This window comes from Altererythrobacter epoxidivorans, from assembly GCF_001281485.1.
Lineage (GTDB): Bacteria > Pseudomonadota > Alphaproteobacteria > Sphingomonadales > Sphingomonadaceae > Erythrobacter > Erythrobacter epoxidivorans.
Genome location: NZ_CP012669.1, coordinates 720404 through 745121 on the forward strand (window position 1 = coordinate 720404; position 24718 = coordinate 745121).

Consider the following 24718-nt stretch of genomic DNA (forward strand, 5'->3'; position numbering starts at 1 on the left):
TCGATGGCAGAGACTTTGGTTTGCCCGAACTGCCTGGCGCTCAACCGTGTACCTTCGGAACGGCTTGCCGATGGTCCGCGCTGCGGCAAGTGCAAGGCTGAACTGTTTCCGGGCGATCCGCCTTCGGTTAGCGGTGCCGCCCTGGCAAAGACGGTCGCAAAATCGAGTGTTCCGGTCGTGGTCGACTTCTGGGCGCCGTGGTGCGGGCCCTGCAGGACGATGGCTCCGGCCTATGCGCAGGCAGCCAAACAGCTTGCTGGCAAGGCTTTGCTGCTGAAGGTCGATACCGATGCGGAGCAGGGTGCTGGTGCGGCTCACCGCATCCAGTCGATTCCGACACTGGCGGTCTTCCGGCAGGGTAGGGAAGTGGCCCGCACTGCAGGTGCGATGCCGCCACACGCAATCGTTTCCTGGGTGAATTCCGCTCTGGGCGGTTAGTTTCCGCTGCGTCCTAGAATGCGCGCGAAGGTCGCTGCACCACCGCCGCTGTGCTTGCGCGCAGTTTGTCGGTCGCGGCGTCTCTGGTCGGTCGAACCGGCCAATGCATCGAGCAGGTCACTCGCGCCAAGCATCTGGTCGCTGTCGACACGGTAATAGATCTTCTTCCCGTCGCGGCGGGTCGACACCAAGTCGGCCTTGCGCAGGATTGCGAGTTGTTGGGACAGGCCCGGCTGGGCGATCCCGGTCATTTCCTCGATCTCGCTGACGGCATGCGGCTCGTCCTTGATCGCGCAAAGGATTTGCAACCGCACCGGATGGGCGATCGCGCGCAGCACCTCGGCGCTGGCATCGAAATCGCGATCAATCATTGCGACGCCCCTTGCTTCCAAGCTTTGAATAAAACCAATCGGTCGCATTCGCCTGCTTGAAGAGATTGGCGGAGGTTTCCTCGGGCATCCTCAGAAGATCGTCACCAACCTGCCAGTCGGCGGGAACAAGGGCGTTCTCGCTGTCGGCCTGCTGGAGTGCGCGTAACAGACGCAGCATCTCGGGGATGGAGCGCCCGACGTTTGGCGGATAGGTCACCGATGCGCGCAGGATGCCGCCTGGTGCGATAAAGTAGGTCGAACGGACGGTCGTCGCGTCATTGGCATCATCGCCGATCATTCCGTAAGCGCGCGCGATTTCCATCGTGGGATCTTCGATCAGCGGGAATTCCACTTTGACGTCCGACATCTCGTGGATCATCCGGATCCAGGCCAGGTGCGAGAACAGACTATCCACCGAAATGCCCATCAGTGCGCAATCGAGTGCAGCAAATTCGTCAGCCGCCTGTGCCAAGGCAATGAATTCGCTGGTGCAGACAGGGGTGAAGTCTGCCGGGTGCGCGAAAAGGACAACCCATTGGTCGTCGTAATCGCCCAGATCGATCGGGCCTTGCGTGCTGCGAGCGGCAAATCTCGGGACTATGTCGCCGATGTGAAGCGGGCGAATTTCGCCTTGGAACGGATTGGTTTCGGGCATCGTCAGCCAAAGCTAGACCAGCATCTTGCGCCGTGCAAGACAATTACATGCTTCGATACTATCAAAAATCGAAAAGCATTGGTTGGCGATCCACGATCGCACTGGGTAAGGCGCAGAGCCCGATCATTTAAATCGTTGATAGAGAGGGCAAGCAAGCGTGCGATTGTCAAAGCGGCCTGATCTTTCGCAACTTATTCAAACCTATTGTCAGTCGGAGATTTTCGCGATCACAATAAGCGAAAATCTCGAAGTGCTTGCACGAAAATCGCAGGTTTCCGCCAATCCGAAATGACGGATGCCTTCGAGATAGTGAGTGCTTTGACCGGGCGCTCTTGACTTTGGGATATAAAAGCACATTCCTATATTATATACATAAGACCATAAATTGATGCAGGAGTGAGAGATGAGTGACGCGCAGAAGGCGCTCGACGCCGCTCGCCAGCAAATCGAACATGCAATTGCCGACCAGTCAAAGCGTCCCTCGATCGCCGGTTTTTTCGACGAGGCGACCAACACGATCAGTTATGTCGTGCATGATCCGGCGACGAAGGAAGCCGCGATCATCGATTCAGTTCTCGATTACGAGGCGGCTTCCGGGCGCACGTCCAACGGGTCTGCGGACCTGATTGTCGAATACGTTCGCGAAAACGATCTGACAGTAACCTGGCTGATCGAAACCCACGCCCATGCCGACCATATTTCTGCAGCGCCTTATCTGCAGGAAAAGCTCGGCGGCAAGCTCGCCATCGGCCGCGACATCATCAAGGTGCAGAATGTCTTCGGCAAGCTGTTCAACGCTGGCACCGAGTTCCAGCGCGACGGATCGCAGTTCGATCACCTGTTCGACGATGGTGAAACCTTCCGGATCGGCGCGCTCGAAGGCATCGCTCTCCACGTCCCCGGGCATACGCCTGCTGACATGGCCTTCATCGTAGGCGATGCAGCCTTCGTGGGCGACACGATGTTCATGCCGGACTTCGGAACGGCGAGGGCCGATTTCCCGGGCGGTGATGCGCGCGAGCTCTATCGCTCTATCCGGCGCCTGCTCGAATTACCCGAGGAAACACGTCTGTTCCTTTGCCATGATTACAAGGCTCCGGGACGTGACGAATACGCCTGGGAAACGACTGTCGGCCAGCAGCGCGCCGGAAACGTGCATGTCCGTGACGGCGTGACCGAGGACGAATTCGTCGAGATGCGGACCAAGCGGGACGAGACGCTTGCCATGCCGCAACTGATCATGCCTTCGGTGCAGGTGAACATCCGCGGCGGCCGCCTGCCGCAGCCCGAGGACAATGGCGTCAGCTACATCAAGATACCGGTGAATGCTGTCTGATCCGGCATCATAACTCTGGCAGCAAGGAGGAAGTACAATGGGTAAGAACATGGGAACACTGGATCGCACGCTCCGTATCATCGTGGCGCTGGTACTCGCTTATCTCGCCTATACCGGCGCGCTCGCAGGAGGACTGGCGACCGGTGCCTACATCGTGGCTGCCGTATTCCTCCTCACCAGTCTGATCGGCTTCTGCCCGCTTTACCGAGTGATCGGTGTCAACACCTGCGGCAAGGGCTGATCTGACCCCGAAATAAGTGTGAAAGGCAAACCATGGATCGCAAGACGATTAGTGAAAAACTGAGTGTTTCCGGACAGATAAGGCCTGCTGACGTTGCCGCTCTTGGCGAGGCAGGGGTCAAGACGATCATCTGCAACAGGCCCGACGGCGAAAGCCCCGACCAGCCTTGCGCGGACGAGATCCGTGCGGAAGCGGAAAAGCATGGGATTGCCTTTCACCACAACCCGATTACGCCCGACAATGTCTCACCCGAGGCGGTTGCGGAGCAGGGCAAGATTCTGCGCGATTGCGGCGGTGAAGCCTTCGCATATTGCGGCTCGGGCAAGCGGGCGACGGTGCTCTGGGCGCTATCTAATCCCGAGGGCAAATCGGAAGACGAGCGGCTGAAATGCGCCGCTGCTGCGGGTTACGACCTGGAGCCTCTGCGCCATCGTCTCTGACGCGCGACCGGCTTCGCCCAAAGGTGGCCTAAAGTGACACAGAGCGACACAGGCGTAGCAGATAGCGGTAGAAAGCATCGCAGGCCGCTCGTAAATCTGGGCGGCCTGTCGCGCTTCTTTCCCATCCTCGGATGGGGCAGGGAATACAACTCCAGCATACTGACAAGCGATCTCGTCGCCGCATTGATCGTGACGATCATGCTGATCCCGCAAAGCCTGGCCTATGCCCTTCTGGCAGGTCTTCCGCCGGTTGTCGGACTTTACGCGTCGATCCTGCCGCTGATCGCCTATGCGGTATTCGGGACCAGTCGCACGCTGTCGGTAGGGCCGGTTGCGGTGGTGTCGCTGATGACAGCAGCGGCGGCGGGGAACATCGCTGTCGCGGGTTCGCCGGAGTACCTTGCCGCTGCGATCGCGCTGGCGCTTCTGTCTGGCCTGATCCTTCTTGCGATGGGCCTATTCCGCCTCGGTTTCCTTGCGAACTTGCTGTCGCACCCGGTGGTCAGCGGTTTCATCACCGCGAGCGGGATCATTATCGCCGCTAGCCAGCTCAAGCACATCCTCGGCATCCCTTCAGGCGGCGACAATTTGATCGAGATCGCCCGCGCACTGTTCGCGCATATCGGAGAAACCAACCCCTACACACTGGCTATCGGCATAGCAGCTATGGCTTTCCTGTTCTGGGTCCGGAAGGGGGCAAAACCTCTGCTGGCCAGGATGGGGCTCGGTGCGCGCATGGCGGACCTGCTGGCAAAGGCCGGCCCGGTCCTGGCGATCATCGCGACGACCGCCGCCGTTACCGTTTTCGGCCTGGCCGACAAGGGCGTGAAGACCGTGGGAGAGATCCCAGTCGGCCTGCCGCCGATCGCCCTTCCGGCGTTCACCCCGGCATTGTGGTCGGACCTTCTGGTTGGGGCGATCTTCATTTCCATCATCGGTTTCGTAGAGTCGGTTTCGGTTGCCCAGACGCTGGCTGCGAAACGGCGCCAGAACATCGCGCCAGACCAGGAACTGGTCGCTCTCGGCGCTTCGAATGTTGCTTCTGCCGTGTCGGGCGGGTTTCCGGTGACGGGCGGTTTCTCGCGCTCGGTCGTCAATTTCGATGCGGGGGCCGAGACTCCGGCTGCTGGCGCATTCACCGCGATCGGGATCGGCATCGCCTCGCTTTTCCTGACGCCGCTGCTGTTTTTCCTGCCGCTCGCAACGCTTTCTGCAACCATTATCGTCGCGGTGCTTAGCCTGGTCGATCTGCGCAAGCCGCTGGAACTGTGGTCCTATTCCAAGCGTGACTTCATCGCGATCACCGCGACGATCCTGGTTACGCTGGTGGATGGGGTGGAGACCGGTGTGCTGACCGGCGTCGCGCTGAGCCTGGCGTTGTTCGTCTGGCACTCTTCGCGGCCACATGCGGCAATCGTGGGGCAGGTTCCAGGAACCGAGCATTTTCGCAATGTGCGGAGGCACGCTGTGCTGACGGTCCCGCATCTTCTGACCATCCGCGTCGATGAAACGCTGACCTATCTCAACTCGCGCTGGCTGGAGGAATTCGTCCTTGCCGAAGTTGCACGGCGCCCTGACCTGAAAGATCTCGTGCTGATGTGTTCGGCTGTGAACGGGATCGATGCTTCGGGGCTTGAGGTGCTGGAATCGCTCAACCGCCGCCTCGCCGATGCGCATGTTCGCCTGCACCTGTCGGAGGTGAAGGGACCAGTGATGGACCGGCTGGAGCGTTCGCACCTGCTGCACGACCTGTCGGGCAAGGTTTACCTGTCGCAATATGACGCGTTCGAGGAACTCGCCGGACCTGCCGCCGAGACTGCCATTGCGTCGGTGCCCGATATCGGCACGGAAAGGGAGGAGGCTCGGCTGTGATCCTGCACGACTATCTTTCGAACATCGCAAGCAACAGCGAAAGCTATTTTCAGGCACATCTGGCGAAGGAAGACCTCGCCCGCATCGATCGCCTCTGGGGAATGGCTCAGGAAGCGCAGGATTCGGAGACCCTCCAGAAAGACGCGCTATATATCGGGTGGACCCCCGGCGATTTGCGCACGGGCGAGATCAAGCAGGTGTTGCTACCGCTGATCGCCGCAATCTTCGACGTGGCGAAGGGGGAGGGCGGCGGCGATGCCGTCCTCGATGCATGGAAGGCGTTTCACGAAGAACGGATCAAGGTTCTGATCCACTGCCTCTAGGGGCAGTGGCAGCGGCTATCAGTCGCAATCCTGCTTGTCGGGGTCGCAATTGGCGCAGAAGATTTCGTAGAGCGAACCGATCAGCGAACGCGCATCGCCACTTGCGAGCGAATACCAGACAAATTGCGACTGCCGGCGGGTTTTCACCAGCTTCTCGCGGCGCAGGATGCCGAGGTGCTGCGAGAGGGCCGATTGCGAAAGCGGGACCTTTTCGGTCAGTTCGCCGACGGTCATTTCCTTTTCGGAGAGCTGGCATAGAATCATCAGTCGAGATTCATTCGCCATGGATTTGAGCAGTGACGTTGCGCGCGCCGCATTCGCCTGCATTTGATCCAGGGGCAGGTCCACTTTTGCACTCCTTTGCCGCGCGTTAGCCGCAGCCTTCGAAACCATCTTCCGCCATCTTGGCCTCGTAAGGCCCGGCAACTTCGGTACCCGGGGTAAGCTGCGCTTTCGCGTCAGCCCAGTCCTCCGGCGCCAAAATCACCATCCAATTGGCATATGGGTCGGCATTTGCAAGGTTCGGCTGCGCAACAAGTGCTTCATTGACGGCAACGATCTCTCCTCCGGCCAGCGTTTTGGCTGGGCCAACCCACTTCCCGCTCTCGACGATGGCGCAGCTTTTCCCCGGCTTGATCGCCTTGCCCGGCTTCTTCGGCGTGAAGGCGACTAGTTCACCGGCAAGCGCCGTTGCAACCATCGTCATGCCGATCTTGATATTGCCGTCGCCTTCTTCCGACACCCAGATGTGGTTGTCGACGTCATAAAGAAGTTCGTCGGGAAGGTGGCATCCACGTACGTTTGGCATTTTACGCTCCCACTTATTGAGCAAGCTCGGTCGGCTTCGTCCGAATGGACCTGGAGGAACAGCAGAAATCGCCAATTCCGGCTTCCTGCAATTTTCCTCCGACAAACAGGGTAAGGTGTTTTGTCACCAGACGCATCATTGCAAGCGTCCCGTTGACATCGTGATCGACGCCTTCGGAGGTGACTAGGTTATAGTGATATGCCAGCTCGCGGCAGGTTTCGCGGCAGGCGTTGAAACTGGGGTCGCCTTGCGCACCCTGGCGGTGAAGGGCGAGCAGGCGAAATCCCTCGCGCGTTTCGTTGGTCGGAATCTTGCCGTGTGCGACCAGCCAGTTTTCGAGAACTTCCTCGCCCGATGCGAGCAGCTCTGCTGCATGCGCATGGTTGGCTTCGGCGCGGGCGCCTGAATCGAGCCATTGCTCGATGTCCGAAACGCTCCTTGCCGTTGTTTCCATGATCAGGCGATCCCGCGTTCTTTGAGGAATGGGATCGACTGCGAGACATTGGCATGGATGCCGAGCTTGCGCGGGCTGAGGCCCATCGCAAGGCCGAGGAGCTGGGTGAAGTAGACGATCTTCACGTTCGTATCCTTCGACAGGCGCTTCAATGCACGGATCTGGTGCATCTCGAGACCCGAATGGCAGGTCGGGCATTCGGTGGCGATCACTTCAGCGCCCGAAGCTTCGGCCGCTTCGAGAATATTGAGCACCAGCTTGGTCGACATGTCGCTGTCCGACAATGTGTGCGCGCCGCCGCAGCAGGCGGTCTTGAGCGGGAAGTCGACGCATTCGGCACCTGCCACGGCGAGCAGGTCATCCATGTAATGCGGGTTCTTGGTGCTTTCGCTGTCGCCGCCCTTGTCCTTCTCGGGGAAGATGTGGCGCGGGCGGGTGTACATGCAGCCATAATAATTGGCGACCTTCAGGCCCTTCAGTCCGCCCTTGATCTTGGCTTTCAGCTCTTCTTCGCCAAAGCCGAACTTGATCCAGTCGAGCGCGTGGATCGTCTCGATCTCGCCTTCGTGATAGGCCTCGTGCCCGGCCTTGGCCGAAATCTTCTCGACCGTTTCCTTCGACTTCGGCTTGTTGGCGATATCGTACTCGGCCTTCTTGAGATTGTGATAGCAGCCGTTGCACGGGGCCATCACCACATCGGCCTTGTTCTTGTGCTTGGCCTGGCTCATCACCCGGCTCGACAGGTAGGTCTGGATCTCGGGGTCGATGTTCTTGACCTCCATCGCGCCGCAGCAGTTCCAGTCCTTTACGTCTTCCAGCTGCAGGCCCAGCTTCTTGCCCACGGCGCGCGTGGAAATATCGTAGGGCTGGCCTGTCCCCTCGAGCGCGCAACCCGGGTAGTAGGCGACCTTCTTGTAACGCTCTTTACGGTTGTCCTGCATTCCCTCGTCCTATTCCGCGGCTTCGAGGCCCAGCGCCTGGTGCTGCTTGGCCTTTTCTTCCTCGATGTGTTCCTTGATCGCGGCGCTCGCCTTCGACCAGTCGCTCGTCTTCGGGTGGAAGACGGCAGACCAGCCCATCTTCATCAGCGCGAAGACCGGGAAGCCCTTGACCATGTTCTTGACCATTTCGACGAACCAGTCCTGGAACAGCGGCTGGTCGGTCTTCTTCATGAATTCGACGAGGACCTGGCCGTCCTCGATCTTGCCATGCTCGATGATCTGGTCGGTGAAGATCTCGTCGAAGATGAGCGACGGCGACTTGGGCGTATGCCCCTTCATTTCCAGCCAGTGCGCGGTCGCCTTCATTACTCCTTCGGGCACGACGTCGCGCGGACAGGCGCTGGTGCACTTGTTGCAGCTGACGCACTGCCAGATGATGTCCTTGTCGCGCAGAAGCTCGCTCTCCATCCCCATGCGGATCAGGTAGATCCAGTAGCGCGGGTTGAAGTCGGGATTTTCGGCGTTCACCGTGCAGCTGTTGGTGCACGATCCGCACTGCCAGCAGCGGTGGATGTACTCGCCGCCGGGCAGGGCGGCGATCTCGTCCTGCAAATCTTCGTTGTAGTCGTTGACGACGCGGCTGCGGATGAAGGTCGACCAGTCGCCCGAAACGTCGATGCCGTCGATCACCAGGTTCTCGTGGGTCGAAAGGTTTTCCGGACGGATCAGGCTCTTTTCGTGGATGGGCATCTCAGGCGTTCCCCAGCAGGCGCGAGGTGGTCATGATTTCGGACAGGTCGAGATCGTCGTCGCAAGCATCGTCGCGTTCGCGCGTCTTGGCCGGAACTCCGTCCAGCCCGACGAGGCGAAGGACGAACAGGAAGCTGTCCTGCTCGGATGCGAAGTCGGCCTTGAGGAAGGCGCTGCCCTGCGAGCTGATATAGCCCGCGTAAACCTGCGCGCACAGCAGGTCGACATAGAAGGGGACGTCGCGGAAAATGCCGTTGTCGGTCAGGTATCCCGACAGCTCCTCGCGCAGTTTCAGGTACATCCCGTAATTGTCGGGTGCGTCGATGACGGTGTTGTCGACATCGGGGCCGAACCAGATTTCGCGGAGTACGCCCGAATTGGCCTTCCGGTCCCAGACCCAGCGGGTCATGAGCGGATAGAGCTCCATGTTCGAATTATGCAGCACTTCGGCGGCGAGGTCGCGTATCCAGCGGTGCTTGCGACCCTTGGGAAAATGCTGCTGGAAGCGATCGACCTTGAAATCGACCGCGGTCTTTTCCTGCAATTCGACCAGCGCGTCCCGCAGGGTCACGAATTGCTCGCCTTCGGTATATTCGGTCACGCGGCGGCGGACTGTCGGCATGAACATGCACAGCTTGAGGAACTGTTCGGGGGTGAGATCGCGGCCCTGATCGGCAAAGGCGTCCGCAAAAAGCGATGCCTTCATCTTCATCGCCTCGACGACCTGTTCGATGCCGCCGTGGCGTTCTCCGCCCGCCAGCAATCCTGCCAGCGCAGCCTTCAGCGCTTCCCCGCTCAGGTCGAGTCTGATGCCCAGCTCGTCTTCGCCGGGGTTGTAGGGGTGAAGGGCGCCGGGCGTCGTCACAGGATTACTCGGCTGCCTCCAGATGCGGACCGAGCGATGCCAGCAATGACATGGCGGCCGCAGTCCCTTGCGCGATGGAATCGTCGATCGTTTCAGGGCCGGTCGCGGCGCCTGCAACGAACACGCCGTCGCGGTTGGTGGCGCCGACGACGCCGTAATTGTTCTGCCGCTTGATATAGCCCCAGTGATGCAGTTCGACGCCGAAGATGCTGGAAAGCAGCATGTTGTCGACGTTCGGATCCATGCCGATTGCGTGGACGACCATGTCGAAGGGGATGGTGATCGGGCGTTTGACCAGCGTGTCCTCGCCCTTGACGATGACCTTGTCACCGTCGCTCGTCACCTCGGCGATACGCGCCTTGATGTATTTTACCTTATGCTCTTCCTGGCTCTTCCAGTAGATTTCCTCGTAAAGGCCGAAGGTCCGGATATCCATGTAGTAGATGTATACGTGGCAATCCGGCAGTTCCTCGCGGATTTCCATGCCCATCTTGGCAGAGACGGTGCAGCAGATCTTGGAGCACCATTCACGCCCGATCTGGCGGTCGCGGCTACCGACGCACAGCAGGATGGCGACGCGCTTGGGCGGCTCGCCATTGGACGGGCGACGAATGCCTTTGCCGCTGGAGATCATCTGTTCGACCTGCGTCGTGGTAACCACGTCAGGGAAAGTGCCGAAGCCCCATTCCGGCTTGTTGATGCTATCGAAGTGGGTGAAGCCGGTGCACAGCATGGCCGACGAACATTCGACGCTCTGCCCGTTCGAAAGCGTGGCGGTGAAATTGCCGAGCTCGCCGGAAAACTCGCTTACCGTCGTATCGGTATGAACTGTCACCGCAGGGTGGTTCACCACGCGATCGACCATTGGCCCGATGGCGTCAGTCGCCCATTCGAAGGTGGGGGCAAGCTTCGCATATCCCGAAAGGATCGGCGCGCCGCCCAGGCGGTCCGCCTTGTCGACAACCACCACCTGCTGCCCGGCGATGGCCAGCGAATGAGCGGCGGCAAGTCCTGCGGGCCCTCCACCCACTACGAGGACGGGTTTCGTCATTATTGCGCCCCTATCTGCATGCGTTTTTCAGGCGGAATGTAACCCGGGCCTCCGGTGATGCGGCGACGCGGATCGTAGAGATTTTCCTGTTTCCCGGCCTTCACCTGTTCGAGATACTGCTCGAACTCGGCTTTGCGGGCTTCCCAGTCGATGCCCATCTTTTCGAACAAGCGTTCCATCGGCGAAGCGTGCCAGTGCGATTGCACGATCTTGTAGGGATGGGCACCGCAGGCGAGGGCGGCGAACTGGATGTCGGCGATGACCGGCAGGGAATAGTCCTTGCCTTCGTTGCGTTCGTCCGCCTTGGCGATCCACTGGTTCTTGTCGAGCGTGGTGATGCAGCCCGTGTCGTGGCCGATCATGACGTCGGCCTTTGCTTCGTCCACCGCGATCTTGATCTTGCGGTCGATGGCGAAGCTGCGGGTGAATTCGCGCTCCGAAATGATGTGGCGGAAGCCGAAGCCGCAGCAATCGTACCAGGTCGAATAATCGATCACCTGCGCACCCAGCGACTGGACCACGCCGGTCGAGACGGCGACGCGGTTTCCGTCGAGTACGTCGTCGTCATAGATGACGTCCTGCGGGATCATCTTGTAAACGTGGCAGGCCGGGTGGATCGTTGCGCGCACGCCCGATACGTCGAACTGCTGCCGGTTGGCGATGTCCTGCCGCATGACATGGACCCACTCGGAATAGTGGACGATTTCTTCAGGAATCAGCAGCTTGCCGTCGACCAGCCGGTCGAGCTTGCCGAGGATCGCCTTGACCTTCTCGCGCAGGCTCGATGACAACAGAAGATACTCGCGTACCTCCTTATAATTGCCGAAGGAAGTGCCGCAGTGGACGAGCGGATAGTAATACCCCTCAGGCAGTCCCTCTGCCTTTGCCGCGACGTATGCCTGGTGGAAGTTGCGCAGGAAAACGGCGGCCAGGCTGACGATGTTGCCGATGCCCGAACCGTGGTAATTCCACGCGGTGCAGCTGGTCTGGTCGGTCTCGTCGAGATAGGGGATGTCCATCTCGTTCATCATCCACAGCAGCGCCGTGGGATAGCCCGGAATGTTGCCGCACTGGCCGCAGCTCTTGTGGTGCCACAGCTGGCGGGTCGGGATCTTCTTCTCCCAGCCGTAGAGCGTTTTCGCGATGCGCGGCGCGTGCTGGTCTTCGACCCGGTGGACGACGATCTCGCCTTCCTTTTCGAGCTGCCACATGACGTCGCGAATGTCGTGAACGCGATCCTTGTTGGTCAGCATCGACCGCTTGTCGATCTTCTGTTCGACCCAGCTCGTCGCCTGCATCGCTTCGGCCGGCGACAGGTTTGAATCGCGCCATTCGGCACCGTGGCCGGTAAAGCGTTCGCCATCATTTCCGGTAGGGTTGGTCATGGCCGTTCCTTAATCGTCGTCGTCTTCGTCTTCCTGCTCTTCGAGGAAGTCGTCCCATTCGTCCCGCTTCTCGTCCATGATGTCTTCGATCACGTCGAAGAGGTTTTCATCGATGGTTTCGAGCTGGTCGAGAACGCCGCTCTCTTCCCAAATGGTGTAGAGTTCGACAGAGGTCTTGAGATTGGTTTCCCACGCGGTCTTGATCGTGTTCAGCGTGGGCATCGGGATCGCGCGACGAAGGATCTGGAGCGGCGCATCGATCTTCGAGATATTTGGACCCCAGTCACCGAAATGATCGGGGTTGATCATGTCCGGCGACAGCTGGTTGCCGGTAGAGATCAGTTTCAGCATCACGCGGCTGAAGGGGCGGAGGACACTTTTTGCGCTCTCCATCCCGTGCTTGATGGCGGTCTCACGCATGAGCATGACAAGGCCGCCGGGCGAATTTCCGAAGGGGCAGCGGGCAGCACAGGTATAGCATTGCGCGCAGGACCAGATCTTTTCCTGCATCGCGTCATAAATACCCTCGAGATTTTCGGTCCAGAGAAGCTGGACGATCTCGCGCGGGCTGAAATCGTAATAATGGGCGGCGGGGCAGGTCGCCGTGCAAATGCCGCAGTTCAGGCAGCCATTGAGCTCGTGGTCGAAGCGCAGGTCGGACTGGATGTCGCCGAAGATTTCTTCCAGCGTACCACGGTCGACTTCCTGCGTACCCTCAATCGGGTCACCGATGTATTCCTGGACGCGGGTCGAAGTGTGAGCTGCATCCATCTCGCTCACCTCAATATGTCAGGACGCGGACGTCGTCGTCTTCCATGACCTGTTCGATGAGATAGGCCCCACCGACAATATCCGAGCATTCGGGGATCAGGTCGTCCTTGCCCATGTCGAACAGGTCGAGATTCGGCGAGCAGCAGAAGAATTTGGCTCCGGCCTCGTGCGCGTCCTTGATGAAATCATAGACGGTTTTGGGCGAGCCTTCCTTCACGACCAGCTTTTCGGCGACGCCCTTTTTCATGAGCTTGCCGGAGGTGGCGGTGCAGATCACTTCGACTTCGTATTCCATCGCGGCCGCGACCGTGGCCTGGAAGATGGGCGCACCCAGTTCCTCGCCATTGCTGGGGTCGGTATTCGCCATGATGATGACCAGCTTTTCCGCCATTGCGGCCTCTCCTCTCCGTGTCCCTTTTGAGACTCCCGATAAAGCATCATATTAGGAATTGCTAATTAAGCAAGGTCTATGAATCCTTTGTTTCCATAAGCTTGGTAGCCATCACCAGCCCTGTCATGATCGGTACCAGCGCATCGGCAACGGCGTGCTTGGCATTGCCCAGCGCGTCGAGATTCGCTCCCGGATTTTCGGGGCCTTCCTCGAATTCCATGATCAGGTCCTCGGCCATGGCGCGCTTGAAACCGGGATGGCCGGTGAAACCGAAAATATTCTCACCGATCTGGAACGCGGCAGCGCGTCCGGCCTCGTCGCGCGAGATGATCCTGGCGTAGTCCGGCGGCACCGGCCGATCGCGCATGTACACCGGGTTGAGGTAAGTTTCGGGCATGAAGCCGCAGAGGGCATCGTCCTCGCAGCGGGTCGCCGTGCGCAGGGTGAATTCGAGCGGACCAGCCTCAACCGACCCGTCACAGGCAAGAGCGATGATCTGCGCGCCAAGCCCGATGCCGATGATCGGAAGACCGTGCATGAAAGCATTTCGGGCAAGGGCGATTTCGTCGGCGAGGGTAGGGACGTCGCGTTCCCCGGCGCTACCCCAGGGGCCACCGCCAAGCAGGATCAGCCCGTCGCCGATCTGTTCGAAAGGCGGGACCTTGCCTGCTTCGGTAAACGGGCGATGATAGTGGAAACGGATGCGCCTGCCTTCAAGGTGATCCTCGATCAGTCCGAGATAGTCCGCCGATGTGTGCTGGATGACGGTGAGTTGCTTCACGCCGGCACTTGCATCGCATCGTGCACCGCGTCGGCGAAATCGGGTGGTGCGAGGCCCAGCATCGAGATCGCGGGATCGGCGAAGAAGGCATCGACCTTGCCCGCCACATCATCGAGGTCGGACCCGCGCAGCTGCGATTCCAGGTCGAGCAGTGCGCGCGGCGGCGTGACGAACACATCGCCCACGAACAGCACTTCACGAATCCGGCGGTCGCGCTGGCCGTCGACACGAAGGTATGCGGTCAGGTTGCGGGCCCGGTTCTGACCGACCATGACACCTGCTTCACGCGCGGGATCGCAGATTTCGGACACGAACTCTTCGGTCCCGATTTCGTCGTCATAGGCTTCGTCGGCCAGCGCCTGCTCGTGCGCGGTGAGTTCGCCGGCAATGGTTTCGATATCGAGGACTTCCGCCAGGCCTTCGAGCAGAGCCGCCTTCACGCCAGCGAGATCGGGCATCTCGCCGAGCTCCGCCTTCAACGATGTGACCCGCGCACCCGCATCGGCGAGTTGCCGCTTTTCGAGCTTTGCCTGCGGAACGTTCAGCACCGCCATCATCGCGGCAGGATCGATGTCGAGGATCACGGTCCCCTGGAAAATCAGGATATTGCCGTCGAAGAACCCTCCGGTACCTGAAACCTTGCGTCCCTCGATCTCGATATCGTTACGCGGGCGAAAGCGAGCATCGACGCCCAGTTTCGACAGTCCCGCGGCGATCGCTGTGCAGATCTTCTCGGTAATGTCGGGCAGGGTGACTTTCCCGAAGACGCGGCGGTCGCAAACGAGCGCCCAGCCAAGCTGGCCGCGGTCCATATAGATTGCACCGCCGCCGGTCATGCGGCGAACCGTCTGTACGCCGCGTTGGCGGCACGCTTCGAGATTGAGTTCCTGCGCCAGATCCTGGTGTCGACCGATCAGTGCGCATGGTTCGAATTCGATGAAGCGAATCGTGTCGCCAATCTCGCCCGCGATGCGCGCCTCGATCAGGGCGCGGTCGAGCGCGATGTTCTGGCGACCCGTCCGAACGCCGGTGTCGACGACCCTGAACTGCGCCGCCATCAGAGGCTCTCGAACTCTTCGCCGGCCTCGTATTCCTCGCCCGGGCGGGTCCGGCCGAGCTGGCTGCGGATCTTCTTCATATGCGCGCCTTCCGGCTGGAAGGGATAGCTTGCGATGTCGGATACGGGACTGTCGCCATAAGGACGGTCGCAGGCGGAAATATCCTCCTGGAACTTGCCCGGGCAACCGCTGGTGCGGAAAGCGATGCCGGTGTCGATGATCATGTCGGTTTCTGCCGCGGGCAGGCCATAGTCGGTCACGCGCCCTTCGCTGTCGAATTTCATCTGTTCGACCCGCACGCCGCAATAATCAATCATGTAACGGGCCAACTGGACCCTGCGCCACTGGTCGCGCGGCGTCGCCGGCAAATGGTCCATCAGGCTGCCCTTCTCGGGGAAGAAACAGAACAGGTGGCTATGACCGCCCATGTCGACCAGTTGCTGGATCAGGCTTAGCGCTTCGAACTCGGTTTCGCCCATGCCGATGATTACATGCGCGCCGAATTTCTTGTTCCCGAAGATGTCGCGCGCATCCTCCAGGATCTCCCAGTATTTCTTCCAGCTATGAGGGCTCTGCACGCCCTTGCCGCGGGTGCGGTCGAAGATTTCGGGAGTCACCGCATCGAGCGCGACGGTGAAGATGTCGGCGCCCATGTCCTTCAGGGTCGAGACGTCCTCGCGCTGCATCGTGGTGGGGTTCGACAGGATCGAAACCGGGATGTCGTCGGGCGAGACATGGTCGGTCCATGTCTTGAGCACTGTGAACGTGTCCTCGTCGGAACGAGGATGGGTGATCATCGAGATGCACATGCGGTGGAACGGGCTGTTCGCACCGTCGCGGCCGACGATCTCCGAGATTTGCTCCATCGGCACCGCCGGCCAGTCGACACGGATGAAATTGCGGTCGGCATAGTCGCGATCGGCCTCGCGGTGGCGGGCCAAACCGCAATAGGCGCAGTTGGCGCGGCATCCTTCCGGATAGGTCAGGAGCAGGTTGAGGCAGCGGGTGCAGGAACAACCGTGCATGCTCCCCGGCATCAGCCCCAGCGTCATCGCAGCCGCCGTGCTGATCTGCACATATTCAGGCGAGGTCATGGCCGGGGTCTGGATATTGTTGTTGGGCAAATAGAGCCCTGTCGGGGACACCGCGTTGCTCTTGACCCGGCCGCCATTGCGCAGTTCCGGCGCGATGACATCTGGGATGCGCGGCTGCATCGCGACCGCCGCATTGAAGTCCGCTCCGCCCGCACCCGCATTAGAAGGCTGCGCGTTCTCGTTCTTGAGGCAACTCATCGGCGGTACTCTCCCAATGCTGTATCTCTCATGCGGCGCAAGCGACCTTGACCGCGTTGTCACCCGTCTGCCCCAGCTTGATCGAGCAGCAGGCGTGTTCCTGTTCGAAGGGTCGGCCGATGGCCTGCGCGACCGAAACGGCTCCGTCTGCGGGGAAGGCAATCCCGTCGAGACCGGCCATCACGGCGTAGGCATCGGTCACGCGCTTGTGCATCCCCGGCGGTCGCGCGCAGCCGAGAAGGACTTTCTTGTCGGCAAGCCTGGTGCGCGCTTCCAGGAAGATTCTGCCCACATCTTGGGTCGATGGGGTCCTGAACGTGCCGGGCTTGGCATAGAATGGCATGATCACGACGAGGACGAGCGCGTTGATGTCGTAGCGCGCACAGATATCGAGCGCGTTCGCTTCGCCCAATATCTCGCCATAATGGAGGCCGACCACGATGTGCGGGCTGACTTCCATGCTGGTCGAGGTAAGCGCGGCCAAAGTGGCTTCGAAATCTTCGACCGGGCGATCGAGGTTATAGACCTGATTGATGGTCTCCTGCGCCCCGATGACGTCCATCATGGCCGTATCGACACCGGCGCTCTCCATGCTCTTGGCCAGCGTTTCGTCGAGCAGGGCTGTGTGGATCGCGATCTTGAGATGCGGGAACTCGTTCTTGAGCTTCTCGACCACCGGCAGGAAACGTTCGTAGCGGATCTCGTTGCGCCTGTTCGATCCGCCCGAAAGGAGGAAGCCTTGCAGGTTCTGCAGCAGGATCAGGTCGCGGACCTTCTGTTCGAGCATTTCCGGGCTCGTTGCCGGGATCATCGGTTCGAGGATCTTCTTCTGGCAATGATCGCAATTGAGGGCGCATCCGCCGGCAGTGATCGAAAAGGCGGGGAAGCTGTTCTTCCCGCACCCTTGGAGTTCCTCGCTTTGATATTCCTTGAAGGTCGGCGTGGAAAAACGAACCGAACGGGGCAGGGCGTAGTCGGCGCGCTGCTCCATGGCAGCGACCAGTCCAGCGTCGAACACCGCATCTTCCAGCGGTTCGATCGTCTGAAGCTTTTCCATCCAGTGCAACGGACTCTCCCTTCCTTTGCCTAGACTCGCAAGTTATACATTAGGTATCGCTAATGTATAGTGCGCACAAATCGCGCTTTTCTGCGGTTTTCACCTCAGTGCATGCGTTTCGCGCAGTTCGGATGTGAGTGATTTCACGCTTTCGCGAATCTCGCTGGCGGTGACAGGATCGGACAGGCTTCCGATCCACCACGGCTCGATATCATCCTCGTCCACCAGGTCGGAGTCGAACCCGGACAAAAGCTCGCGAGCTGGTTGCGGCAGCGCGGCAGGAAATTCCTGTCCAGATAGCAGGCCCCACAATCCCGCCCAGCACCGGACTGTGGTCCAGGGATTATAGCCGCCACCGCCAAGCACGACTGCCGAAGGGGTCAGCGCGCAAAGGTCGATTGCTGCCTGCCACAGGGCGTTGTTGCTCAGCTGCATATGCGACAGGGGATCGCCCGCCAGCGCATCGGCGCCACAAGTTATGACGACCGCTTGCGGATCGAAGCGCCGTGCGAAGGGCATGACGACCTGCTCCATCAGCAGGGCATATTCGCTGTCGTTCACACCCGATGGCACCGGAATATTCAGGGCCCGGCTGGACTGGTCCGCGATCAGGCCGGTGTAGGGCCAGCGTTCCGCCTCGTGGACCGAAATGCAGGCGACGCGCTCGTCGCCTTCGAAGTGATCGAACACGCCGTCACCGTGGTGGGCGTCGATATCGACATAAAGCACGCGGGTAAGACCAGCGTCGAGGAAGGTCAGGATCGCATAGACCGGATCGTTGAAATAACAGAAGCCGCTGGCGCGGTCTGGACGGCCATGATGCGTACCGCCAGCCGGGTGGAATGCGATTTCACCGGAAAGCGCGATCTGGGCTGCCAGCATAGAACCGCCGACAGTTGTCGAAGCGCGCTCGAAGACCCCCTTGAATATCGGGTTTTCCATCGTGCCGTAGCGGTATTGCTCGCGCTCGGCAGAAGAGACACTGCCCCTCTCGCTCGCGGCCCTCAGCGCAGCGACATAGTCGCGTTTATGCACACGGATCAGTGTATCGAAATCTGCGATCGGGCTCTGGAGGTAGGTGTCCTCGTCGAGCCAGCCGAGGCGCCTGCACAGCTCCACGACAGAACCCTGGCGGGTGTAGGAAAGAGGGTGATTCGATCCGAAGGACGGGCGGGTGTAGATTTCGCCGCCGATAAACTTTGCAGGGCGCTGCGCGATTGCCGAATTCGTCAAAAAGCGTTGCAATTCGGCCAAGTTACGGCTCCTTTGACGGACTGTTCACCTTCTATGGACAAGGTCGAATTGAATCTATAGTTTCGAGTTTTCTAATATAGCAACCGCTAATGCGGCGGATTGCGATAACTGGCGATGGAGGAACGCATGGGAGAGGCGGGGCTCAATCTCGACAACACCAAGAAAATGACGATCATCTGTACGAAGGGCACGCTCGATTGGGCTTATCCTCCGTTCATCCTCGGCACGACCGCTGCGGCGATGGATGTCGAAGTGACGATGTTCTTCACCTTCTACGGTCTCGGCCTGCTCGACAAGGAGCTCGACCTCAAGGTTTCGCCGCTCGGCAATCCGGCAATGGAAATGCCGATGATGGGGATGCACATGGGCATGCCCAACCTGGTCGGCATGCTTCCCGGCGTCACCGGCGGTGCGACCGCGATGATGAAGAACATGATCAAGAAGAAGGGCGTCGCCTCGATCGAGGAACTGCGCGAGGCTGCCGTGCTGTCCGATGTGCGCATGATCGCCTGCCAGATGACGCTCGACCTGTTCGAGAAGAAGAAAGAGGATATGATCGACGGTATCGAACTTGGCGGTGCCGCGACGTGGATGGAGTCGGCACTTCAGTCCGACATCAACCTCTACATGTAATTGGGAGAATACCTCACATGGCCGATGCAACGCTCGACGCGAAGGGGCTCAACTGTCCGCTTCCGATTCTCAAGGCGAAAAAGGCGCTGAAGGATCTGGAGAATGGCCAGACGCTCGAAATCCTCGCGACCGATCCCGGCTCGGTGAAGGACTTCGAAGCCTTCACGCGTACGACCGGTAACAAGCTTGTCGAACACGGCGAAGACGGAGGCGTATATCGCTTCATAATCGAACGCGTCGCGTAATTGCCCGGATGGGTCGCTCCTGCACAAAAATGAAATTCGGAGATGCCCGTCTGAAGCAATAAAAACCATAACTCTGGGGAGAGGATGATATGGGTAAGCTACTGAAGGCACATATGAAATGTGCCGCTGCATTGTGTGCTCTCACGCTTGGTGCGAGCCAAGCATATGCAACCGAAGGCTATTTCGCCAACGGTGTCGGGGCGAGACACAAGGCAGTTGCCGGTGCCGGTGTCGCCGACGCGAGAGACGCCACCGCGATCACGATCAATCCCGCCGGCCTTGCGAACCTCGATGAAAACGAAGTCGCCGTGGCCCTGTCCCTGTTCAATCCCAACCGAGAGTTTACGGTGACAGGTGGTCCCGGCTTCCTTCCGGATGGAACCACCGAAAGCAACGTCGACATATTTCCGATCCCGAATTTCGCCATCGCCTACAAGGTCGGCGAAAACGGTACGCTCGGTTTCTCGCTGTCGGGCAATGGCGGCCTCAACACCAATTACAGCGCGGTAGATAACCCGGCCTGCTCTTCAGGTCCGTTCCCGGCCAGCGACGGCGTCTATTGCGGCGGCAAGTCGGGCGTGAACCTGATGCAGCTATTCTTCTCGGCCGCATACGCGCATGATTTCGGGGCGGTGAAGGTCGGTGTCACACCAATCTTTGCAGTCCAGCGTTTCCGCGCACGCGGGCTTGCAGCGTTCGGAGGTGTATCGAGCGATCCGACGAACCTGACTGACAATGGACAGTCATATTCGACCGGATTCGGGGCCAGGGTCGGCGTGCAGGTCGATCCGGCACCCGGCTTCCGCATCGGCGCGACCTACCAGACCAAGTTCAGCATGGGCGAATTCGACGAATATGCCGGCCTGTTCGCGGATCAGGGCGGCTTCGACATCCCGTCGACATGGCAGGTCGGGATCGCTGCCGACGTCAGCCCCCAGCTGACCGTGATGGCCGATTATCGCCGAATCAATTATTCCGATGTGACTTCGGTCAACAATCCGTCCAGCGTCATGCTGCCGTTCGGTTCGACGGATGGTCCGGGTTTCGGCTGGGATGACGTCGATGCCTACAAGCTAGGCGTCGAATACCGCCCGGACGAAGGCAGCGCCTTCCGGTTCGGCTATTCGCATAACTCGCAGCCGATCTCCGGCGACGATGTCACCATCAACGTGCTCGCACCCGGCGTGCAGAAGGATCACTTCACTGCCGGTGCAAGCTTCGCAATGGGTGACAGCAGCACTCTCGAGCTCGCGCTGATGCATTCGCCGGGCGAGAGCGTGACGGGGATCGAGGTCACTCCAATGGGCCCCAACCCCGGGCGGGACATCGAAATCAAGATGAACCAGTGGGAATTCACCCTTGGCATGAAGTTCAAGCTCTAGGGTAAATCGACGTGCCGCGGGCGAGGGCTTTTGCGCCCGTGTCCGCGGCTTCATCCAGAATTTTGGGAGCGTGAAGGACCGGTCGCCCGATCGCGATCTCGGGATAAACGTCCTAGGCTGTTGCGTGCCGCCTCCATCGCTGCAATACCTACATTAGCAAATCATCATATAAAAGATTTGCGCGGGGAGACGAGCATATGGGATTGAATCCGTTCGAGACCGTCACGGAAGAGGCTGCGCTCTCGCCGGAAGTCTCGGACGAGGTCAAAACCTCCACCTGCTACATGTGCGCCTGCCGCTGCGGCATCAAGGTTCATCTCAAAAGCGGCAAGATCCGCTATATCGAAGGCAACCCCGATCATCCTGTGAACAAGGGCGTTCTGTGCGCGAAGGGCAGCGCCGGGATCATGCACCAGTATTCACCGGCGAAGCTGACCAAGCCGCTGCTCCGTGTCGGAGAACGTGGCAGCGGAGAGTTCAAGGAAATCGAGTGGGACGAGGCGCTGTCTCTCGCGACCGACTGGCTCGGCGAGTTGCGCAATCGCGATCCGGGCAAGCTCGCGTTCTTTACCGGGCGCGACCAGTCGCAATCGCTGACGGGTTGGTGGGCGACCCAGTTCGGCACTCATAACTTCGCTGCGCATGGCGGCTTCTGCTCGGTCAACATGGCGGCAGGTGGCCTCTACACGCTGGGCGGGGCGTTCTGGGAATTCGGCGAGCCCGATTTCGAGCGGACGAAATATCTCGTCATGCTGGGCGTCGCCGACGACCATGATTCAAACCCGATCAAGCTGGGCCTCGGCAATCTCAAGACGCGGCCGGGGACGAAGTTCGTCTCGGTCAATCCGGTGCGTACCGGGTACAGCGCAATCGCCGACGAATGGGTGGGGATCCGCCCTGGCACCGACGGGCTGTTCCTGTTTGCGATCATTCACGAGCTGCTGCGCGCCGAGAAGATCGATTTTCCCTATCTGGCGCGTTACTCGAATGCTCCGTGGCTGGTGATCCGCGAGGATGGCGCGCCTGACGACGGCCTATTCCTGCGCGACGAGAACGGTGCTCCGCTGCTGTGGGACCTTGCCGATAGCAGCGCAAAGGCGGCGACCGGTGGAGATGCATCCCCTGCCTTCGCCGGCGAGCGCGAGGTGATGGGACGCAAGGTCGTCCCGTCGTTCCAGTATCTCGCCGAACGCTATCTCGACGCGCAATATTCGCCGGAGGCAGTGGCGGAAACGACCGGTGTTCCGGCTGACGTTACTCGCCGTATCGCTGCCGAACTGGCCGAGGTCGCATTCGAGCAGGAACTCGTCATCGAGCAGCCGTGGACCGATGCATGGGGCCGCAAGCACGACAAGATGGTCGGCAGGCCGGTATCGTTCCATGCCATGCGCGGCATTTCGGCCCATTCGAACGGTTTCCACACCTGCCGCGCCATCCATATCCTCCAGGCATTGCTGGGGTCGGTCGATGTGCCGGGCGGCTGGCGTTACAAGGCGCCGTTCCCCAAGCCCGTGCCCCCCGGTATCAAGCCGGCCTGGCCCAAGGCCGAGGCGGCGACGCCCCTGTCCGGCCCGCCGCTCGGTTTTCCGCGCGGTCCGGAAGACCTGATCGTCGACCAGTATGGCGAGCCCTTGCGCATCGACAAGGCGTATAGCTGGGAGCATCCGCTCGCGCTGCACGGCCTGATGCACATGGTGCTGCACAATGCAGCGACGCAGGACCCCTATGGCATCGACGTCCTGTTCATGTTCATGGCGAACATGGCGTGGAATTCGTCGATGAACATCCCCAAGACGCTGGGTTACTTCACGGCGAAGCGCGACGACGGCGAATACGTCATCCCGAAGATCATCTATTCCGATGCCTTCTGGTCCGAAACGGTACCCTATTGCGACCTTATCCTGCCGGACACGACGTATCTGGAGAGATGGGACTGCATTTCCATGCTCGACCGGCCCATCTCCTCGGCACATGGCGCAGGGGACAGCATCAGGCAGCCGGTGGTTCCGCTCGATCGCGATGTCAGGCCGTTCCAGACGGTCCTGCTCGATCTTGGCGCAAGGTTGGGCCTGCCCGGCATGGTGAACAACGACGGGTCGCCGAAATATCCCGGGGGCTATTCCGATTACATCGTCAATCACGAGCGATCCCCCGGGATCGGACCATTGTCCGGATGGCGGGGTGAGAATGGCGAGAAATCGGGTGTCGGTGCAGTCAATCCCGACCAGCTCGAACGCTATATCGAGAATGGCTGCTTCTGGTCGGAAGAGCTTCCGCATTCGGCGCAATATTTCAAATTCGCCAACCGAGAGTATCTCGATTATGCCAAATCGATGGGCTGGCTGGGCCATGCCGATCCGATTGCCTTCCATCTTTACAACGAGGATTTGCAGCGTTTTCGCCTGGCTGCTCGAGGCCATGGCGAAATCCAGCCGCCGCCAGCGCACCGAGAGCGGATCGAGACCTATTTCGACCCGCTGCCTATCTGGTACCAGCCGTTCCTGGAGGCGGACGAGGGCGGCGAAGAATTCCCTGTCCACGCCTTGTCGCAGCGCCCCATGCACATGTACCACAGCTGGGGTTCGCAGAACGCCTGGCTGCGCCAGATCACTTCGGCCAACAAGCTGCATCTCCATCGCAATCTCGCGGCGAAGCACGAGCTTGCCGATGACGACTGGGTGTGGATCGAGAACGGCCGCGGCAGGGTGAAGGCGCAGGTCAAGCTCGTGACCGGCGTAAACGAAAACGTGGTCTGGACATGGAACGCGATCGGCAAGCGCAAGGGTGCCTGGGGCCTCGACAAGGATAGCCCCGAGTTCACCAGAGGCTTCCTGCTCAATCACATCATCACGGAGATGCTTCTGCCCAAGAAGGGCGACAAGGCCTACTCCAATTCCGACCCCGTGACCGGGCAGGCGGCATGGTACGACCTGCGCGTCCGACTGCGGAAATGCAGCCCGGCAGAAGCAGGCGAAACCGAACCGATGTTCGAGCCTGTTGCCAAAAGGTTTTCGGGGCAGGATGGGCCGCTCGAATTCGGGGATGACCTGAAGGGCGACGACACAGGCGGCAAATCGCCGCTGCGCGATTTCATCGGCCAGCGTTCCGCCAACCACAGTTGGGTCGAAGGCATCAGGGACGGGCGGGGCAACCGGGTGAGGGAAGACACATGACGAGTCTTCCCAAGACAACGGCCAGGAAACTGGGGCTGGTGGTGGACCTCGACATCTGCGTCGGCTGCCATGCCTGCGCAGTGAACTGCAAGGAATGGAACACGGCCGGCAAGATGGCGCCGCTGACCGACTACGACCCTTACGGCAAGAAGCCTGACGGCGTCTGGTTCAACCGCGTCCACACCTATGAAACGACGGACGAGGAGGGACGCGGCCAGACCGTCCATTTCCCGCGCAGCTGTCTCCATTGCGAAGATGCGCCGTGTGTGACCGTCTGTCCAACAGGTGCGAGCTACAAGCGCGAGGAGGACGGTATCGTCCTCGTCAATGAAAATACCTGCATCGGCTGCAAGCTGTGTTCGTGGGCGTGCCCCTATGGTGCGCGCGAATATGACGAGCACGAAGGCGTGATGAAGAAATGCACGCTGTGCGTCGACAAGATCTACAACGAAAACCTGCCCGAAGAGAGCCGGGTACCGGCCTGTGTATCCACCTGTCCCGCTGGTGCGCGGAGTTTCGGCGATCTCGGCGATCCGGACAGCGAGGTTTCGAAACTGGTCGCGGCACGCGAAGGTTATGCGCTGATGCCCGAACAGGAAACGAAGCCCGTCAACCGCTACCTGCCACCAAGGCCGCGCCAGCGCGGCGACGACGGGAAAGCGCCACGGATGCTCGATCATGCAGACACCAGCAGCGACGGCGCCGGCCTGATCGCGCGCTGGGTCGACAAGATGTTTTCGTGAAGGAACGC

28 protein-coding genes are annotated in these 24718 nt (G+C 60.2%); 11 read left to right on the plus strand and 17 right to left on the minus strand.

The window, feature by feature from the left end; all coding sequences use genetic code 11:
* Window positions 1-3: 3 nt before the first annotated feature.
* On the plus strand, window positions 4-438 hold the full coding sequence (gene trxC, locus AMC99_RS03710; protein WP_061922943.1) for a thioredoxin TrxC: 435 nt from the start codon (window positions 4-6) through the stop codon (window positions 436-438).
* On the opposite strand, the gene AMC99_RS03715 is transcribed toward trxC, so the two are convergent.
* Window positions 435-809 (minus strand): ArsR/SmtB family transcription factor, encoded by a 375-nt coding sequence (locus AMC99_RS03715; RefSeq protein ID WP_061922946.1) that lies wholly within the window; start codon window positions 807-809, stop codon window positions 435-437. The genes trxC and AMC99_RS03715 overlap by 4 nt on opposite strands.
* A complete protein-coding gene (locus AMC99_RS03720; protein ID WP_061922949.1) occupies window positions 802-1464 on the minus strand; it encodes a peroxiredoxin in 663 nt (220 codons plus the stop codon). Before AMC99_RS03720 ends, AMC99_RS03715 begins: the two co-directional genes overlap by 8 nt.
* A gap of 403 nt (window positions 1465-1867) precedes the next feature.
* On the opposite strand from AMC99_RS03720, the gene AMC99_RS03725 reads away from it, so the two are divergent.
* The 5 genes from AMC99_RS03725 to AMC99_RS03745 are packed head-to-tail and all read left to right on the plus strand — an operon-like array spanning window position 1868 to window position 5676.
* Entirely contained in the window at window positions 1868-2800 is a 933-nt protein-coding gene (locus AMC99_RS03725) for an MBL fold metallo-hydrolase (protein WP_061922951.1), read from the plus strand.
* Window positions 2801-2837: 37 nt separating this feature from the next.
* Window positions 2838-3041, plus strand: coding sequence for a YgaP family membrane protein (locus AMC99_RS03730; RefSeq protein ID WP_061922954.1), 204 nt, complete (start codon window positions 2838-2840; stop codon window positions 3039-3041).
* A gap of 32 nt (window positions 3042-3073) precedes the next feature.
* The gene (locus AMC99_RS03735) at window positions 3074-3481 is read left to right on the plus strand and encodes a protein tyrosine phosphatase family protein (RefSeq protein ID WP_061922957.1); all 408 of its coding nucleotides are present in this window, start codon (window positions 3074-3076) and stop codon (window positions 3479-3481) included.
* A gap of 33 nt (window positions 3482-3514) precedes the next feature.
* Window positions 3515-5353 (plus strand): SulP family inorganic anion transporter, encoded by a 1839-nt coding sequence (locus AMC99_RS03740; RefSeq protein ID WP_232301499.1) that lies wholly within the window; start codon window positions 3515-3517, stop codon window positions 5351-5353.
* On the plus strand, window positions 5350-5676 hold the full coding sequence (locus AMC99_RS03745) for a hypothetical protein (protein WP_061922960.1): 327 nt from the start codon (window positions 5350-5352) through the stop codon (window positions 5674-5676). The genes AMC99_RS03740 and AMC99_RS03745 overlap by 4 nt, the downstream gene beginning before the upstream one ends.
* An 18-nt stretch (window positions 5677-5694) precedes the next feature.
* Here the strand turns inward: AMC99_RS03745 and AMC99_RS03750 are convergent, their stop codons facing one another.
* The 15 genes from AMC99_RS03750 to AMC99_RS03820 form a co-directional block, all read right to left on the minus strand.
* A complete protein-coding gene (locus AMC99_RS03750) occupies window positions 5695-6024 on the minus strand; it encodes an ArsR/SmtB family transcription factor (RefSeq protein WP_232301500.1) in 330 nt (109 codons plus the stop codon).
* A gap of 22 nt (window positions 6025-6046) precedes the next feature.
* Window positions 6047-6484, minus strand: a complete 438-nt coding sequence (locus AMC99_RS03755; protein ID WP_061922963.1) for a biotin/lipoyl attachment domain-containing protein — start codon at window positions 6482-6484, stop codon at window positions 6047-6049.
* 13 nt (window positions 6485-6497) lie between these two features.
* Window positions 6498-6938: a hypothetical protein gene (locus tag AMC99_RS03760; protein ID WP_061922966.1), complete on the minus strand. Its 441-nt coding sequence runs from the start codon at window positions 6936-6938 to the stop codon at window positions 6498-6500.
* 2 nt (window positions 6939-6940) lie between these two features.
* Window positions 6941-7879: a CoB--CoM heterodisulfide reductase iron-sulfur subunit B family protein gene (locus AMC99_RS03765; protein ID WP_061922970.1), complete on the minus strand. Its 939-nt coding sequence runs from the start codon at window positions 7877-7879 to the stop codon at window positions 6941-6943.
* A 9-nt stretch (window positions 7880-7888) separates the two neighbouring features.
* On the minus strand, window positions 7889-8629 hold the full coding sequence (locus AMC99_RS03770; protein WP_061922973.1) for a 4Fe-4S dicluster domain-containing protein: 741 nt from the start codon (window positions 8627-8629) through the stop codon (window positions 7889-7891).
* Window position 8630: 1 nt separating this feature from the next.
* Window positions 8631-9494, minus strand: coding sequence for a hypothetical protein (locus AMC99_RS03775; RefSeq protein ID WP_061922976.1), 864 nt, complete (start codon window positions 9492-9494; stop codon window positions 8631-8633).
* A gap of 4 nt (window positions 9495-9498) precedes the next feature.
* Entirely contained in the window at window positions 9499-10545 is a 1047-nt protein-coding gene (locus AMC99_RS03780) for an FAD-dependent oxidoreductase (protein ID WP_061922979.1), read from the minus strand.
* Window positions 10545-11930 carry a heterodisulfide reductase-related iron-sulfur binding cluster gene (locus tag AMC99_RS03785; protein WP_061922982.1) on the minus strand — a complete coding sequence of 462 codons (1386 nt, stop codon included), beginning with the start codon at window positions 11928-11930 and terminating at the stop codon, window positions 10545-10547. Before AMC99_RS03785 ends, AMC99_RS03780 begins: the two co-directional genes overlap by 1 nt.
* Window positions 11931-11939: 9 nt before the next feature.
* Window positions 11940-12701, minus strand: coding sequence for a 4Fe-4S dicluster domain-containing protein (locus AMC99_RS03790; protein WP_232301536.1), 762 nt, complete (start codon window positions 12699-12701; stop codon window positions 11940-11942).
* A gap of 10 nt (window positions 12702-12711) precedes the next feature.
* Window positions 12712-13092, minus strand: a complete 381-nt coding sequence (locus AMC99_RS03795; protein WP_061922983.1) for a DsrE family protein — start codon at window positions 13090-13092, stop codon at window positions 12712-12714.
* Between the two features lie 76 nt (window positions 13093-13168).
* Complete coding sequence (locus AMC99_RS03800) at window positions 13169-13873, minus strand: glutamine amidotransferase-related protein (RefSeq protein ID WP_061922985.1); 705 nt, start codon at window positions 13871-13873, stop codon at window positions 13169-13171.
* Window positions 13870-14931: a lipoate--protein ligase family protein gene (locus AMC99_RS03805; RefSeq protein WP_061922988.1), complete on the minus strand. Its 1062-nt coding sequence runs from the start codon at window positions 14929-14931 to the stop codon at window positions 13870-13872. The genes AMC99_RS03800 and AMC99_RS03805 overlap by 4 nt, the downstream gene beginning before the upstream one ends.
* Entirely contained in the window at window positions 14931-16223 is a 1293-nt protein-coding gene (locus AMC99_RS03810) for a radical SAM protein (RefSeq protein ID WP_083440080.1), read from the minus strand. The genes AMC99_RS03805 and AMC99_RS03810 overlap by 1 nt, the downstream gene beginning before the upstream one ends.
* A 28-nt stretch (window positions 16224-16251) precedes the next feature.
* A complete protein-coding gene (locus tag AMC99_RS03815; RefSeq protein WP_061922991.1) occupies window positions 16252-17280 on the minus strand; it encodes a radical SAM protein in 1029 nt (342 codons plus the stop codon).
* Window positions 17281-17379: 99 nt separating this feature from the next.
* The gene (locus AMC99_RS03820; protein ID WP_157058246.1) at window positions 17380-18534 is read right to left on the minus strand and encodes an acetoin utilization protein AcuC; all 1155 of its coding nucleotides are present in this window, start codon (window positions 18532-18534) and stop codon (window positions 17380-17382) included.
* Between the two features lie 114 nt (window positions 18535-18648).
* Here AMC99_RS03820 and dsrE2 point away from each other — a divergent pair, with 114 nt between their 5' ends.
* The 5 genes from dsrE2 to AMC99_RS03845 all read left to right on the plus strand — a co-directional run bounded on the left by dsrE2 (window position 18649) and on the right by AMC99_RS03845 (window position 24710).
* The gene (dsrE2, locus tag AMC99_RS03825) at window positions 18649-19167 is read left to right on the plus strand and encodes a sulfur carrier protein DsrE2 (protein ID WP_232301501.1); all 519 of its coding nucleotides are present in this window, start codon (window positions 18649-18651) and stop codon (window positions 19165-19167) included.
* 17 nt (window positions 19168-19184) lie between these two features.
* Entirely contained in the window at window positions 19185-19412 is a 228-nt protein-coding gene (locus tag AMC99_RS03830) for a sulfurtransferase TusA family protein (protein ID WP_061922993.1), read from the plus strand.
* An 89-nt stretch (window positions 19413-19501) separates the two neighbouring features.
* A complete protein-coding gene (locus AMC99_RS03835; RefSeq protein ID WP_061922996.1) occupies window positions 19502-20794 on the plus strand; it encodes an OmpP1/FadL family transporter in 1293 nt (430 codons plus the stop codon).
* A 197-nt stretch (window positions 20795-20991) separates the two neighbouring features.
* The gene (locus tag AMC99_RS03840) at window positions 20992-23967 is read left to right on the plus strand and encodes a molybdopterin oxidoreductase family protein (protein ID WP_061922999.1); all 2976 of its coding nucleotides are present in this window, start codon (window positions 20992-20994) and stop codon (window positions 23965-23967) included.
* Window positions 23964-24710 carry a 4Fe-4S dicluster domain-containing protein gene (locus AMC99_RS03845; protein ID WP_061923002.1) on the plus strand — a complete coding sequence of 249 codons (747 nt, stop codon included), beginning with the start codon at window positions 23964-23966 and terminating at the stop codon, window positions 24708-24710. Before AMC99_RS03840 ends, AMC99_RS03845 begins: the two co-directional genes overlap by 4 nt.
* Window positions 24711-24718 lie beyond the last annotated feature (8 nt).